Origin of the sequence: Tardiphaga sp. 619_E2_N8_4, from assembly GCF_051810905.1 — a bacterium.
GTDB lineage: Bacteria > Pseudomonadota > Alphaproteobacteria > Rhizobiales > Xanthobacteraceae > Tardiphaga > Tardiphaga robiniae.
Genome location: NZ_JBPWQJ010000001.1, coordinates 3,665,506 through 3,679,713, shown reverse-complemented (window position 1 = coordinate 3,679,713; position 14,208 = coordinate 3,665,506). Strand labels below are relative to the sequence as shown.

Genomic DNA, 14,208 nt, shown 5'->3' with positions numbered 1-14,208 from the left:
TATTAGAACGAGCGTAGGATCTGCACCGAACCGTTGTAGAGGTTCTGGTTGCTCGTGTTCAGGAGCGTGCCGGCCGGCTTGCCGGACATGCTCGTCACGGCGTAGGTGCCGTTCAGGTTCTGCTCGAGGCGGCTGTAGGTGAATTCAGCCGACAGGGTCAGGTTCTTGACGGGGGTCCAGGCAGTACGGGTACCGATCTGGGCCACGGCGAAGTCGAAGTTGCCGGTGCCGGTGAAGGTGCCAGCGCGAGACGCTGCAGCCGACGAGCTGCTGGTGCCCGGGCCACCGGTGGACAGGCCCTGGAATGCGGCGAGCATCAGAGCATTGCCGTCACCATACGAGATGCTGCTGTAGCTGCCGAACAGCGACGTGCGCCATGCCGGGTTCCAGTAGTGCTCGTAAAAGCCAGCGACCGACCAAGCTTCGCTCTGGATGATCTGACCGCCGTTGCTGTAAACGCCGTCCAGAACATAGCCGAAGCCGATGGTGTTGCCGTCGACCTTCGCGAAACGACCGCCGCCCGAGGTGTCGGTGGTGCCGCCGGCGATCGCGTACTTCGCTGCGCCCTTGGCGTAGGTTGCTTCGAGCTTCAGAGTGTCGCCAGCGCCGGTAGGCAGGTTCTTGAATTCAACCGCACCGTTGACTGCGAAACCGTACTTGTCATCCGGATGACCGAGCGCCTCGGTGCCTCCACCGCCAGCCGCAGTGGCGTAGAAGCCCGGGGTTGCAGCGTGCATCGCAGCGCCGAAGTGCAGCGTGCCCCAAGCCTGGTCGAGGCGGATGTTGCCGACGACGTCAGGAATGTGGTTGCCGCCGTAGGCGTTACCCAGGAAGGTGTTCGAGTTCGTACCGTAGAACGTACCCGTGAACGTGCTCGCGCCCGGTCCGGTGATGAAGGTGTTGGTGTTCCAGAGACCTGCGTTGCGGTAGGCCGAAGCATTTTCGAGCGAGATCGTCGCCGACACGCCGTTACCGAACGAAGCGGTGTAGGCGATCTGCGGGATACCGGTCGTGTTGTTCGAACCGGCCATGAAGCCCGACGAGATGTAAGGCTTGTTGAGGGCCCACTGCGGATCGAACTGCGAGACGGCCTTACCGAAGGTGAAGCCGGCGAACTGAATGAAGGCGTAGTCGACTTCGGTGAAGCCACCAGCGATCGATTCACGGTTCTGCGAGAAGTCGAACTGCATGTTCGCGTAGGTACGAACGACACCGTATTCGGTGGCAGTGCGGGTATCGGTGGTCAGGTTGATACGTTCGCGGGTGATGAAATAATCCTTGGTCCAAAGATTATTGCCACCAGCGCCACCCTGCCAGAACGGGGTGTCGTAAGCTGCGGCGTTGAACGAGGTGTCCAAACGGATCGCGCCGCCGATCTTGATGCAGGTGTCGGTGCCCGGGATGTAGTAGAAACCCGCGCCGTAAAGGGAGCAGATCTTCACGTATTCGACCGCTTTGGCCTTGACGGGAAGATCGGCTGCCTGAGCTCCGCCAACGGCGAGCAAAGCTGCCGTCGAGCCGAGAATAAGGCCCTTAATCGTCTTCATGTAAACCTCCAAGTTGCTTTAGGGAAGGTTCTGCAACGGGGTGGAGGCCACCCTGAAGACAAGTCCCTTTAATCCCTGACAACCCGCAAACGCTCCGAATCGCAAAACCCGTCGCACAAAGTGTGCCGACGAGGTTCAGGACGAACCACCTTACGGGACGACCTCGGGATGCCCCCCTCCGTCGCACCGAGACCATCTCCTAAGGTTTCTCGCTCCGCAACAATGGAACGCCTCAAAGCGGCCTCCATTCGGCCGTTTCCCGGGCTGTGTTGCTTAAATCACACGGACCCGTGAATGTGCATTCTCGGCAAGCAATTGTTTCAACATCAGAATTTCCAGCACCGCATTTCAGGGTACCGATCCATCCCGTAACGAGCAGAAACAAATTCCCACTCGCATTCGATGTATCTGGCCGACTTTGCTGGCCCATCGGCCGAATCGCCTCGCATTTGCCTGAGCGATAAATTCCGGGCGGATGGCAATCGATAAACGGCCTCGGGGCCCATTTCCCAGCGGCAAATGCACCACAGGCGGGCGCGGCATCTGAATATTATAAAGACACATCCACATCAGATGCGTCCGATTTTTGCGAACATGCGCTGCAGACTGCGATCTGGCGCTTGCGGCTCGCGACGGTGTCGGGCATATGCAGCAATGATGGAGCTGTGGCCGAGTGGCTGAAGGCACCGCTTTGCTAAAGCGGCATACCTCTCAAGGGTATCGAGGGTTCGAATCCCTCCGGCTCCGCCATTACTTCCCGCAACTATCTGAAATCATTGATTTAGGCTCGTCGATTGGATTCTGCCCCAACACGAGCCCCAAACGCGCGATTAGAGTAGCCCAAACGGCTCGGCTGAACCGACGCTAGCAACGCCTCGGAGTTGTCCTGTGGAGAGATTGAGCCGAATTGCCGGAAGCAAGATGACCGTGGAGGCAAGCCGCCTCCTGATCTCAGATGTCCCGGGGGCCCAACCTTCCCGCTCCGTGCATTTATCCTCCAAAGCCTGGACCGAAAATTCGTAACGGTCCTTCTTTAGTCGGCCATCCTGAATCTTCAGGTGGGTTACGACAAATGAGCCATCATCCATTTGCGCGAGATGGCCGTGTGCGAGTTTTACCCGCATTTCGTTCAGTGCCAGAGCCTTGCTCATTGCCTTCCTAGCCATCTCGACGACGGGTTGCTCTAGTTTGGGTCTGTCCTGAGTGCCCGGCTGGCTGCCATACGAAGTCGCATTATCAAGACCCGCTTTAATAGCATTGGTCTTGGCGGCGAAATTTCCGATCGCTGCAAGTATAAGATCCTGATGCGGCCCCTCAGCCTTGAGCAGAGATTTCAGTACTTCTCCAATTCTCATTTCGACGTCAGCAAAGGCAACAAAGAAGCCGCCCAAAGCAAGTCGGCCTAAGCTTTTCGGATTCAGGTCTGACATCCGCCGTCCTCGCTGCGAGACATGATTATGATAGACGAAGCCGGGTACGAATCCGCCATCACCTGCCACGACAGCACGCCCCCTCCCCGGACGACGCTCGCGGTCGCCGCCGTGGCGTCACATCCTGGATGACGGATCTACCAGGTCTGGTTCCGCGAATTGTCTCCAACGCCATAACCGTAGCCGGGATAGGACTGCGCGCCGGGCGCCCCAACATAGCTGCCATAGGCATCACGCGGAGATGTGCGCCTCACCTGCCGGTTCTTGCGTGCCGCACTGATATCGGTGGATGTGACAGCAGCGGGCGCGCTGATCGATTGCGGATATGCGGGCGCCGATGCAGCAACTGCAGGCTGGGCTGCGCCAACAGCAATAACCACCAGACTCGCAAGGCCGCTGGCGCGGATGATCGATGGGAGCGTGAGTTTCTTCGTCGACATGGCATTGTCCTTTTTGTTGCGCGGCCTCTCGGCCTCGTTGCAAGCGACGAGACAGACATTGGGGCGCACATGCCCGTTACAACCGTGATGCTCGTAACAAGGCCGTGACGTGGCTACGGTACATTTGGAAACATGCGAGGGAGTGCGCGATATGAAATGGGCTGCCGTGATGGCCGTCGCGATGGCGATCTCATCTGCCGCCCCGGGGCAGACCCTCAAGCTGATGGATCTCAAGGAGGTCGATCCGGCGCTGCTCAGGGATATCTACGGAGCCTGGGAGCTGCAGGACGCCAAAGGCAGCAAACGCTGCCGCGTCGTTTTGAAGAGCGACAACACCATCGGCGGTTCACAGATCGACGTGGCCAAGGACTGCGCCAGGACTTTCCCCGTCATGGACGAGATCGCGGCATGGCGCCTCTATGAGGGATGGACGATCGGCTTTGCCGACGCGACCCGCAAACTGCGCATCCGGTTCTCGACGCCGGACAACCGCTATGTGGCGGAGCCGGAGACCGACGGCATCTTCACCGTCGTCAAAGAAGTAGCGGCTCATCACACTGCCCTGGCGGGCATCGCGCCTGCCGAACCACCGCGAAAACGCGCAGTCGGATTAGTGAACCGTCGACAGCCAGGCGCGGGCATCGCGCTGCGCGGCGGCGATCTCGACATCCGACATCATCTCGGCGACTTCGCGGCGCATCGGGATGGCGTCGACCCGGCCCTTGAGGGCAGCGAGGTTGAACCACTTGTGCGCGGCGACGAGGTCAACGATCCCCGAACGGCCCGACGCCCAGTACAGACCGCGCTCGAACAGCACGTCCTGGATGGCGGTCTCTGCGATCGGCATCGCAGCTTCAAAATCGATCTGCCCCTGAAACATCGGTCATTCCTTTTTTTGCTTTTGCCGCCCCCAACCGAGCGCGGCTCCTGTCCGTTATCTGATGCAATCCCAACCGCCGTTTGCCGGCTTGTTGGGATCAATATGACCGATCAAATTTGAAGAGCAGTTTAAGTATCGGGATGAACGAAATCTGAAGAGCCGAAGCCTGAATCGGCCCGCATGCGGCCAGAAACCCAGCATTTATGCGGGTTTTCTGCATTTTCGCGGAATTCGGTTTACCCTGCTGTTTGGGGATGCCGTAACCATCTCAGCAGCGTCGGCGACCAGGGATATTAAAAGGGCCTGCTCCGCACATGCGACGACGCCAACGCGAGAGACGTCACAGCGAGGCGATCAAAGCTATTCGGGATCGGGAAATTCAAAGCGCCGGGGATGAACCGCACCGGCAAAAACGAGGGCGTCGGCAACACGTCAGGATCATATCTCATGTGGCCGGAGCCACCGATGAAACTGCGGACCAATGATCCGCACCGAATAAAGAACGCCAATCACGGAATGACCGGCTTCTTTGCCGGACCGGTTCGCGGGAAGAGCAAGCCCTGCCCCGGTGTGACGGTCCAGCCGTTTGACCTGATGTCTCGCCGACACCCTCTTTCGTCGACCAGAGCTGCGATCAATATCCGCTTCGAGAAGCAAATTGTCGTCGAGGCTCTCGTGACGTCGCCGGCGTTGCCACCGGCGTCGATCGTGGCAGAAGAAGTTACTTCTTCTTGGCGACCTTCTTGGTCTTCTTCGCGGTCTTCTTCACAGCGCTCTTCGCTGCCTTCTTGACGGTCTTCTTGACTGCCTTCTTCGTAGCTTTCTTGGCCATGTTGCCCTCCAATAAAGAGATGACTTGATCGCTGCGTGCACTCGGGAATCGAAATGCACTTCATCCCGAATACACCAACGATTTCAAAAGAACAGTCTCCCGCTTAAGGAAGTGTTGATGAGCGCAACGCGCCACTTCCCCCACGGGCTCAGTCACAACTTGAAATCCGGCACGCGAGGCGACGCGAGAAACGCCCGAAAACGTTGCGTCCACAAATGTCAAGATTGCAGAAAGTGCTTATTTTTTCCGTACGCCCGCAATTCGTACTATCAAACAACTACACAAACTTCTGCCGCCCCCAGGCCTGAGTCGGGGCACTGAAAACAGGTGCTGCGGACTCTGAGTCGAGATTTTTGGCAATGAAAATATTTTTCGGGAAAACGCGTTCGCGACTTATCGGTGCTGGCCACAACCGCACTTTTTGTCGGCTGACGGCACGCCGATTCGCGATCTGATCCCGCGCTCGTGACCGCTTATCGCGTAGGTTACGACGCGCCAACGAGGTCTGCCAAAACGAAAACGGCGCCGCTCGAGGCGGCGCCGCGGTCATCGCAAGGCCGTCGTCAGATACCGAGCTTGCTCTTGAGGAGGTCGTTGACGACCTGCGGATTGGCCTTGCCGCCCGAGGACTTCATCACCTGGCCGACAAACCAGCCCATCAGAGCCGGCTTGGCCTGCGCCTGCGCGACCTTGTCGGGATTGGCTGCGATGATGTCGTCGACCACCTTCTCGATGGCGCCGGTGTCCGTCACCTGCTTCATGCCGCGCTCTTCGACGAGCGCGCGCGGGTCACCGCCCTCGGTCCAGACGATCTCGAACAGGTCCTTGGCAATCTTGCCGGAGATCACGCCTGCCCCGATCAGGTCGATGATGGCGGCCATCTGCGCCGCTGACACCGGTGACGATGCGATGTCCTGGCCTTCCTTGTTGAGGCGGCCGAACAGCTCATTGATCACCCAGTTGGCGGCGAGCTTGCCGTCGCGCGCCTTGTCGGCAAGCCCGGCGAGCGTCGTCTCGAAGAACTCAGCGCTCTCGCGCTCGACCACCAGCACGGCAGCGTCATAGGCCGACAGGCCGAACGCGCTGATGAACCGCGCCTTCTTTTCGTCGGGCAGTTCCGGCAGCTCGGCCTTCAGCGCTGCGACATAGTCCTCGCTGAATTCCAGTGGCAGCAGGTCGGGATCCGGGAAGTAGCGGTAGTCATGCGCCTCTTCCTTGGAGCGCATCGACCGGGTCTCGCCCTTGTTCGGGTCGTAGAGCCGCGTCTCCTGATCGATCGAACCGCCGTCCTCGAGAATGCCGATCTGGCGGCGCGCCTCGTAGTCGATGGCCTGGCCGATGAAGCGGATCGAATTGACGTTCTTGATCTCGCAGCGGGTTCCCAGGGGATCGCCCGGCTTGCGGACCGAGACGTTGCAATCGGCGCGCAGGTTGCCCTTCTCCATATCGCCGTCGCAGGTGCCGAGATAGCGCAGGATGGTGCGCAGCTTCGACACATAGGCCTGCGCCTGTTCGCTTGAGCGCATGTCGGGCTTGGAGACGATCTCCATCAGCGCGACGCCCGAGCGGTTGAGATCGACGAAGGTGTTGGTCGGGCTCTGGTCGTGCACCAGCTTGCCGGCGTCCTGTTCGAGATGCAGGCGCTCGATGCCCACGATCGCGGTCTCGCCGTCCGCAAGCTCGATCGTGACCTCGCCCTCGCCGACGATCGGCGACTTGTACTGGCTGATCTGATAGCCCTGCGGCAGGTCCGGATAGAAGTAATTCTTGCGGTCGAAGGTCGAACGCCGGTTGATCTGCGCTTTCAGGCCCAGCCCGGTGCGGACCGCCTGCTTGACGCATTCCTCGTTGATGACCGGCAGCATGCCCGGCATCGCCGCATCGACCAGCGAGACATGGCTGTTCGGCGAACCACCGAACTCCGTGGACGAGCCGGAGAACAGCTTGGCGTGAGAATTGACCTGGGCGTGGATCTCCAGACCGATGACCATTTCCCAGTCGCCGGTGGCGCCCTTGATGAGCTTCGAAGGTTTGACAGGTGCGTTCATGGAGCGGTTTCTACCGCGACCGCGGGCGCGGGAAAACCCCTTCCAGCACGTTCCGGCAGCATTGCTGCGGCACGGCCGGACCGGTCTTGCAACCGTCAGCGGCCAACCGCGATGACGTGATCCTTGATCGCCGCGGGCTTGGGCAGCAGCTTGCTGCCGACCAGCCAGTCATTCAGGCTCTCAAGTGCCACCAGTTCCTTCTCGCCGACCGGAACGGGTTCGTCGTTCCGGTAATTTGCCACCCGGGTGGCGACTGCGGGGCTGAGCTTCAGCTCCTGCACCCACAGGCGCGCAGCTTCCTCGCGATTCTGGTGAGCCCACCGCGCCGACTCCCGCAGATCCTCCAGGACATCCTTCAGAATATCCGGATGCTCCGCGGCAAACGGCGTTCGCACGACATAGACAACAGCGTTCTGCGAACCGAAGTCGCTCGCCTGCGCGATCACGCGGGCATCCCCGTCGACCAGCGCGGTGGGAAAGAAGATGCTCCAGGCCGACCATGCGTCCACATGGCCGCTGGCGAAGGCGGCAGCGGAATCCACCGGGCTGAGGAAAGCGCGCTTGACCCCCGAGGACGGCACACCCGCCTTTTCCAGGGCCTTGGTCAGTTGATAATCGCCGGTGCCGCCACGATTGACCGCCACCGAGCGGCCGGCGAGATCCGCGACGGTCTTGATGTCCGACCCGTTCCTCACCACGATGCCCGAGGAATCCCCGGCATCCCACTGATAGGCAAAGAGCGAAATCGGTGCGGTGCCGACCAGCGACGAGATTGCCGCGCTTGAACTTCCGATCGTGATGTCGATCGCATTGGCATTCAAGGCTTCCGCCGCCGGCGCATAGGCGATGAACGGCCCGACCCAGGCAACCTTGACGTTCCTGGCCGCCAGACGCTTCTCCAGCGTGCCGCGCAGGCGGCTGATCGACAGCGGTTCAGGTCCGCGCAGGAAGCCGAGCCGGACTGTCACCGGCGTCGCCGGAGATGCGGCCACGCTCGCTGACGTTGAGGCAAGCCCGATCAGAAACGCGGCGACAGCCGCCCGCAGGAAAGTAGAGCGCAACATCGTCAACCTCGTGCAGCGTTGAAGAAAGGACCGATCGGATGTGCCGTTTGTCGCCGTTCGCCGCGATCGAAAGGAAGCAGCGGCAGCAGCAGGTCCGCCACCCGGTAGGTTTCCTCGAGCAGAGGCTGGCCAGAGACGATGAAGGTGTCGAAACCGACGTCGCGATATTCCAGGATGCGCGCCGCGACCGTTTCCGGATCTCCGACGATTGCGGTGCCCGGCCCGTTTCGCACCAGTCCGAAGCCGCCCCAGACATCCGGATAGATCTCCAGCTCCTGCGCGTGTTTAGGCTTTTGCGTGCCGACAATCTCTCGCATCCGGCGTTGGCCGACCGAGTCGGAGGCGGCATTGCGTGCCTGGGCGCCCTGCACCGCAGTGTCGTCCATGCGATCGAGCAGCCACTGCGCAGCGTCCCAGGCTTCCTGCTTCGTCTCGCGGACGATCAGATTGATCCTGATGCCGAATTTCACGTTGCGACCGAGCGCCCTGGCACGCTCGCGCACCACCTTGATCTTCTCCGCAGCCTGGGGCGGCGGCTCGCCCCATGTCAGGTAGGTGTCGGCATGGCGCGCCGCGACGGACAGCGCGGGCTCCGACGAACCGCCGAAGAACAGCGGTGGATACGGCTTCTGCACCGCAGGCAATTTGAGCTGGGCGTTGCGCAGGTTCAGGTACTTGCCCTGGAAATCGACCACCTCGCCTGTCATCAGCCGGCGATACAGGCCCCAGTATTCGTCGGTGAGCGCGTAGCGTTCGTCATGAGCAAGCTCGATGCCGTAAGGCGGCATCTGGTGCTGCTCGCCGGTGACCATGTTGAGGATTAGTCGGCCGTCCGAAAACTGGTCGAAGGTCGCCGCCTTCTGCGCCAGCATCAGCGGCGCGACGATGCCCGGATGCACGGCAATGATGAACTTCATGCGCTTGGTGAGCGGGATCAGCGACGCGCCCAGAACCCAGGCATCATGCTCGCCGCCACCGGTCGCCAGCAGCGCGCCCGTATAGCCGAGCTGATCGACCGCGCGTGCGATCTGCGCGAGATAGTCATGATCGACCGGGCGCCGGCCCTTCGCGTTCCAGGGATACGGGCCATCTTGCGGGATCAGGTACCAATAGATCTCCATCGTAACCTCCCAGCCTTACTTGAGCAGCTCATGCGCGAGCGCGAGCGGCTCCGGGTTGATCCAGCCGGCCACGTCGAAATCCCTGACGATGAAGCCGTGGCGCAGCAGGAAATCCTTCTGGCTTGCCAGGCCCCGTTTCCTCACGTCCGAGAGATCGAGCCCGAAACTTCGCGGCGCGGCCGATCCATAGGCCGCGCGCGCCTCGTCGGCCGAGCGCCCGACCTCCTTGCCGATGATGTCGAACACCTCGGCCGGATGCCCCTGTGCCCAGTGCGACGCCCGCAACAGCACTGCGAGATAGCGTGCCACCACATCCGGGCGCTCGAGCGCGGTGCGCCGATCGACCGTCACCGGCCGCGGATTGCCGTTGTTGACGCGCAGCAACGGATCGTCCTGCTCCGCCAGATTGATCAGCGACCGCAGTCCATGCGTCCCCACGGTTCCGAGCCCCGGCGCGCCCTTCACATAAATGGCATCGACCTCACCGCGCGCGAGCGCGGCGGCTTCGAGCTCGTGAAAGCGGCCATTGGCGACGCCAGCCGCCACGGCGAATGTCGGCTGATCGCTGGTGATATCGACGAGTTCGCTGTCCGCGAGGTGCAGCCCGGCAATCCCGAGACCGGTCTCGATGCCGCGTAGCGACATGGCGCGCGAGAAATCAACGCGTTGGCCGTCTTGCCGCGGCAGACCGATCCTTCTGCCGCGAAGGTCGGCCAGAGAATGAATGTCCGAATCCGCGCGAACGACGATGGCCTGGTATTCATCTATCCACGTCAGCGCCACGGTTACCGTGTCGCGTCCTTCGGACTGCGCCCAGATCGCGGGAATGTTGCCGCCTTCGCGAAACAGGCCGGGCAGCGAATGATCGAAATGCGAAATGTTGACGCGCGGATCTTCGGAATCGCGGATCGATCGAAGTACGATTCCGGACGTCGCGAATTCATCGCGCAGCAGCCCTAGATCAAGCGCTATGCCGGACGCCGTCGGCACAGGACAACGTGTGTACCAGAGCTCATCGACGGAGGATGATTTTTCAAACTCACGCGTTGCCAGACGTTCCGTCGTTACAGTCATCGGCATCTCCTGTAAGTAAATCGAGCGCGTTGCGAAACTTCGATAGACCATCATCGATGGATGAACGACCGAAAAAGAGCGTCGAAGTGTAGTTTGAAATGAACACGCTGCTATCAGGAGAGATGTAATGACATTTGTTCTTCGCATTGGCGTCCACGCCAACAATCCGTCTCTTCTTGTGCTCAGCCAGAACGGGTTGTTCGAAAAACGGATCTCGGCGCGCGGCGGAAGCGTCGAATGGGTGAAGATCGCGGCAGGCGCACGCACTGTCGAATATGTCGGCGCCAATCTGATCCAGATCGGCGGCACCGGCCTGACACCGCCTATCGCCGCGCAGGCCAAAGGCGTGCCGATCGTTACTTTCGCCGCATCAGAAGCGCGCGCAGTCGGCGGCATCTATGTTCGCAAGGACAGTCCGGTGAAAACGGTTGCCGATCTCGCCGGCAAGACGATCTCGCTCGGTGTCGGCTCGTGGCTGCAGGCCCTGCTAGCAACGGCGCTCGACCGTGCCGGCCTGACCTGGAACGATATTGTGCCGCTCGATCTTACCGAGCCGGAGTCACGTCAGGCATTGTTGGCTGGCGACATCGATGCGTGGGTTTCAGGCGGAGGACTTCGTGGCGGCGCGGATGAGATCCGGGCCATCGCCAACACCGGCGATCTCGTCACCAACCCCTCGGTGTTTTTCGCACGCCGCGATTTCGCAGATGATAATCCGAACATTATTGCGGCCGTAGCGAGCGCCTTGCACGAAACGGATCGCTGGATTGCGCAACATCCGGCAGACGCTGCAGCGATCCTCGCACGCGTCGCCGGGGGGCCGCTCGACGCCGCCGAATGGGAAAAGCACATCGCACAGCGCCCATGGGGCATCCATCAGGTCGACGACAGGTTCATCACCGAGCAGCAGAAGGCAGCCGATCTTTTCTTCAGGTTTGGTCTGCTGCCACGCAAAGTCGATATTCGCGACGCAATCTATCGCCACTCGCTTAATCTCGATCACGCTGCGTAACATCCAATCCCGAAACGCATGAGCGGGTAAGAACCGCTTGTCGCATCCGTTAGGAGGCCGGCTATATCCCCGAAGCGAAGGCCCTGAACACGGAGCTGGCACGCAACGTCTCGCGACCGGCCAGGATTAAGTCATCGACCTGTCCCTGCGGCAGCTGGAAACGCGTCGGAACGGCTTCGAGCACTGCGGCACGCGCCGGATCTAGCTGATCAAACCCAAGCCGGCCGACGAAGAGCTGCAGATCGGTACAGCGCCAACCGGGCCGCGCGCCATAGCGGGCTCGCTCTGCCGCCGACAAGCCGCAGCGCCACTTGATCAGCGACGATTGCCAGTCCTTCATGGTTCGGTCGAATGCGGTGTAGCTGGAGCCGATGCTCGCATCCATGGTGGTGTCCACCGCAGCCTTGATCAGATCGACGCCTTCAGGCCCTTCCACCGTATTAATCCAGTTGCCAGAGAGACCGACTTTGGAATCCACCACCATGAAGATCCCGCGGCGCAGCCGGACCGCCTGCTGCGGTGTCATCGGGCCATAGGATGTCTCGGAGGATTCGCGCACGATGGTCAGCGCAGAGACGCCGTAATTGTCGACCAGCCCGCCATCCATCAGCTTGATGTAGGGCACCGCGCCGTCGCGGTAACGCATCACTGCCTTGGAATAGGCACTCAACATCGGCGACGCATTGCGGTTCGCGGCTGCGCGCGCGACCCAAGGCGGCAGCGGCTCGTTGCATGTGCCGGGGAAGGCCTGCACCACGGCCGGCGCAAAGGCGAGCGGCACCGCGGCCGACGCAGCCACGGCGCCCGACAGCGGATACTTGCTGAGATCGCTGCAGATCGCAGCGAAGGCCGTGTTGTCGAACACGAACGGCACGCGGTTATAGATGTCCGAGGCGTTGATCCAGACCCGTGGCGAACCGCTATTTCGCAGGCTGCCGAAAGTCGCATTGTGGAACAGGTTGGCGTCGAGCCAACTCGTGAAGCCCTTGGAGTCATTGATGCCGCCGCCCAAGGCACGGCCGATAGTACCTAGCGACAGCTGCGTCGTCAGTCCGGCCTCGGCATTCTGCAGCAGGAAACGTTCACGGAAGTCCGACAGCGCGGCGCGCTTCTTGAGGCCGAAATAGGCGGCGGTCACCGATCCGCCGGAGACGCCGGACAGAAAATCGATGCGTTCCAGCATGGTGTCGGATGCACCGCGCATGCGGATGCTGCCCAGTTCTTCCAGGACACCGAACGAAAACGCCGCAGCGCGCGTGCCACCGCCTGAGAACGAAAAACCGATCAGCAGGTCGTCCTGCTCGGCAGCATCCTTGAAAACGGCGTCGAGATTGGGATCGAGGGAGGCGCCGGCCAGCGGCACGTTGGCGGGAAGGTTGTAGACCGACGTACAGCCCAGCAGCAGCGCACAGGTCGTGACCACGACACCGATCGAACGCAACGCACTCATCACTTCTCTACCGATCCCACAAGACGGCCGCACCAAACGGCACGGACCGTGTCCGGACGGTCCCCAATCCGGAATCTCAATCAGATATTACCGTAAAGCATTGCAATTCGATGCAAACTGACGATCCGGCACCAATCGCGCCAGCAACGTGGCTAATGAATGGTGAAACAAGGTGCGCGCCAAATGGCGCGGCGCCAATCCTCAATTCAGCTGCGTGCCCGGCGCGGCATCAAATACCAGCGTGAACCAGCTACCCTGTCCGCGAATGCTCTCGGCGTTGAACTTCACGTTCGGCGCATTCTCTTTGAGCGTCTGCAGGATCAGCGCGCCGAGCTTGCGCGGCGACGGCCACTCCTGGCCTTCGCCAAGGCCGATGCCGTCATCGGCGACAACCACCGTGACGTGGCCGCCTTCCAGCTTGCAGATCAGTTTGATCTGACCGCCGGCACGGCCGATGAAGGCGTATTTCAGCGCGTTGGTGAGCATCTCGTTGACCAGCAGTCCCGCCGGCATCGCGATATTGATCGACATCGGGCAATAGCCAACCTGCAGATCGAGCGTGATATCCGCCGTCGCGCTCGCAGCCATCACGGCATTGGCGATGTCCGACAGATACTGGCCGAGATCGATCTCGGGCGTCGCATTCTCGTCGGACAGCGTCCGGTACAGTACTGTCAGCGCATCGATCCGGCTCGCCAGCCGGCCGAGCGCAACAGCCTCGCCTTCTACTGCCGAGCGGGCTTCGAGCCGCACCAGCGCCGTGATGAGCTGCAGATTATTCTTCACCCGATGCTGCAGCTCGCGCATCAGCATGTCGCGGTCGCGTATCTGGTTCTCGAATTGCTCGATCTGCGCACGCTCGCGGCCACCGACATCGACCAGCGCGGCGATCCGGAAATTCTCGACGCCGTCGTCACTCTCGATCACCGAGGCATAGGCCTGCACGATCACCAGCCGATCGACCGGCACCGAAGGACGGAAAACACCGATGAAATCCTCGCCGTCGCGGATCGCTTCGCCCAGCGTCTGGCTCTGGTTGTCTTCGTTGAGAAAGCCGTCGAGACAGGTCCAGCTCTGGCCTTCGACATCGGCCGGCGCCATTGTCATCAGTTGCTCGAAGGCCTTGTTGATATAGACAACCTGCTGATCGCTGCCCAATCCGCGCGAGATGGCGAGCGCAACGGGAACATGATCCAGCAGATGCTTGTAGCGATCATTCTCGATCGCCTGCGCAAGCTTCGGGGAACCCAGAATCTGATCGACCTGTTGGGAAGGCGGAAGCCCGTCGTCGGTGCTCATGCACGGTCCAT

Annotated in this window: 11 protein-coding genes, 1 tRNA gene and 1 pseudogene; 3 read left to right on the top strand and 10 right to left on the bottom strand. The window is 61.1% G+C overall.

Annotation, left to right across the window (positions count from 1 at the left end; genetic code table 11):
• Window positions 1-2: 2 nt before the first annotated feature.
• Window positions 3-1,547, bottom strand: a complete 1,545-nt coding sequence (locus AB8A23_RS17640) for a porin (protein ID WP_120292097.1) — start codon at window positions 1,545-1,547, stop codon at window positions 3-5.
• 659 nt (window positions 1,548-2,206) lie between these two features.
• On the opposite strand from AB8A23_RS17640, the gene AB8A23_RS17635 reads away from it, so the two are divergent.
• A tRNA-Ser gene (locus tag AB8A23_RS17635) sits at window positions 2,207-2,297 on the top strand.
• A gap of 80 nt (window positions 2,298-2,377) precedes the next feature.
• Here the strand turns inward: AB8A23_RS17635 and AB8A23_RS17630 are convergent.
• Window positions 2,378-2,977, bottom strand: a complete 600-nt coding sequence (locus tag AB8A23_RS17630; protein ID WP_439058724.1) for a hypothetical protein — start codon at window positions 2,975-2,977, stop codon at window positions 2,378-2,380.
• A gap of 137 nt (window positions 2,978-3,114) precedes the next feature.
• Window positions 3,115-3,417 (bottom strand): hypothetical protein, encoded by a 303-nt coding sequence (locus AB8A23_RS17625; protein WP_439058725.1) that lies wholly within the window; start codon window positions 3,415-3,417, stop codon window positions 3,115-3,117.
• A 151-nt stretch (window positions 3,418-3,568) separates the two neighbouring features.
• Here AB8A23_RS17625 and AB8A23_RS17620 point away from each other — a divergent pair.
• Window positions 3,569-3,916: pseudogene (locus tag AB8A23_RS17620) on the top strand (AprI/Inh family metalloprotease inhibitor); the annotation flags it as partial.
• A gap of 111 nt (window positions 3,917-4,027) precedes the next feature.
• On the opposite strand, the gene AB8A23_RS17615 reads toward AB8A23_RS17620, so the two are convergent.
• The 5 genes from AB8A23_RS17615 to AB8A23_RS17595 all read right to left on the bottom strand — a co-directional run bounded on the left by AB8A23_RS17615 (window position 4,028) and on the right by AB8A23_RS17595 (window position 10,436).
• Window positions 4,028-4,297, bottom strand: a complete 270-nt coding sequence (locus tag AB8A23_RS17615) for a hypothetical protein (RefSeq protein ID WP_068732448.1) — start codon at window positions 4,295-4,297, stop codon at window positions 4,028-4,030.
• A gap of 1,395 nt (window positions 4,298-5,692) precedes the next feature.
• Window positions 5,693-7,177, bottom strand: coding sequence for an Asp-tRNA(Asn)/Glu-tRNA(Gln) amidotransferase subunit GatB (gatB, locus tag AB8A23_RS17610; RefSeq protein WP_439058727.1), 1,485 nt, complete (start codon window positions 7,175-7,177; stop codon window positions 5,693-5,695).
• A gap of 95 nt (window positions 7,178-7,272) precedes the next feature.
• Window positions 7,273-8,241: an aliphatic sulfonate ABC transporter substrate-binding protein gene (locus tag AB8A23_RS17605; protein ID WP_439058729.1), complete on the bottom strand. Its 969-nt coding sequence runs from the start codon at window positions 8,239-8,241 to the stop codon at window positions 7,273-7,275.
• 2 nt (window positions 8,242-8,243) lie between these two features.
• Window positions 8,244-9,362 (bottom strand): LLM class flavin-dependent oxidoreductase, encoded by a 1,119-nt coding sequence (locus AB8A23_RS17600; RefSeq protein WP_439058730.1) that lies wholly within the window; start codon window positions 9,360-9,362, stop codon window positions 8,244-8,246.
• A 15-nt stretch (window positions 9,363-9,377) separates the two neighbouring features.
• Window positions 9,378-10,436 carry an ABC transporter substrate-binding protein gene (locus tag AB8A23_RS17595; RefSeq protein WP_439058732.1) on the bottom strand — a complete coding sequence of 353 codons (1,059 nt, stop codon included), beginning with the start codon at window positions 10,434-10,436 and terminating at the stop codon, window positions 9,378-9,380.
• Between the two features lie 127 nt (window positions 10,437-10,563).
• On the opposite strand from AB8A23_RS17595, the gene AB8A23_RS17590 reads away from it, so the two are divergent.
• A complete protein-coding gene (locus AB8A23_RS17590) occupies window positions 10,564-11,448 on the top strand; it encodes an aliphatic sulfonate ABC transporter substrate-binding protein (protein WP_439058734.1) in 885 nt (294 codons plus the stop codon).
• Window positions 11,449-11,509: 61 nt separating this feature from the next.
• Here AB8A23_RS17590 and AB8A23_RS17585 read toward each other — a convergent pair whose 3' ends face one another.
• A complete protein-coding gene (locus AB8A23_RS17585; RefSeq protein WP_439058736.1) occupies window positions 11,510-12,898 on the bottom strand; it encodes a patatin-like phospholipase family protein in 1,389 nt (462 codons plus the stop codon).
• Window positions 12,899-13,099: 201 nt separating this feature from the next.
• Window positions 13,100-14,197 carry a sensor histidine kinase gene (locus tag AB8A23_RS17580; protein ID WP_184517718.1) on the bottom strand — a complete coding sequence of 366 codons (1,098 nt, stop codon included), beginning with the start codon at window positions 14,195-14,197 and terminating at the stop codon, window positions 13,100-13,102.
• Between the last annotated feature and the right edge of the window lie 11 nt (window positions 14,198-14,208).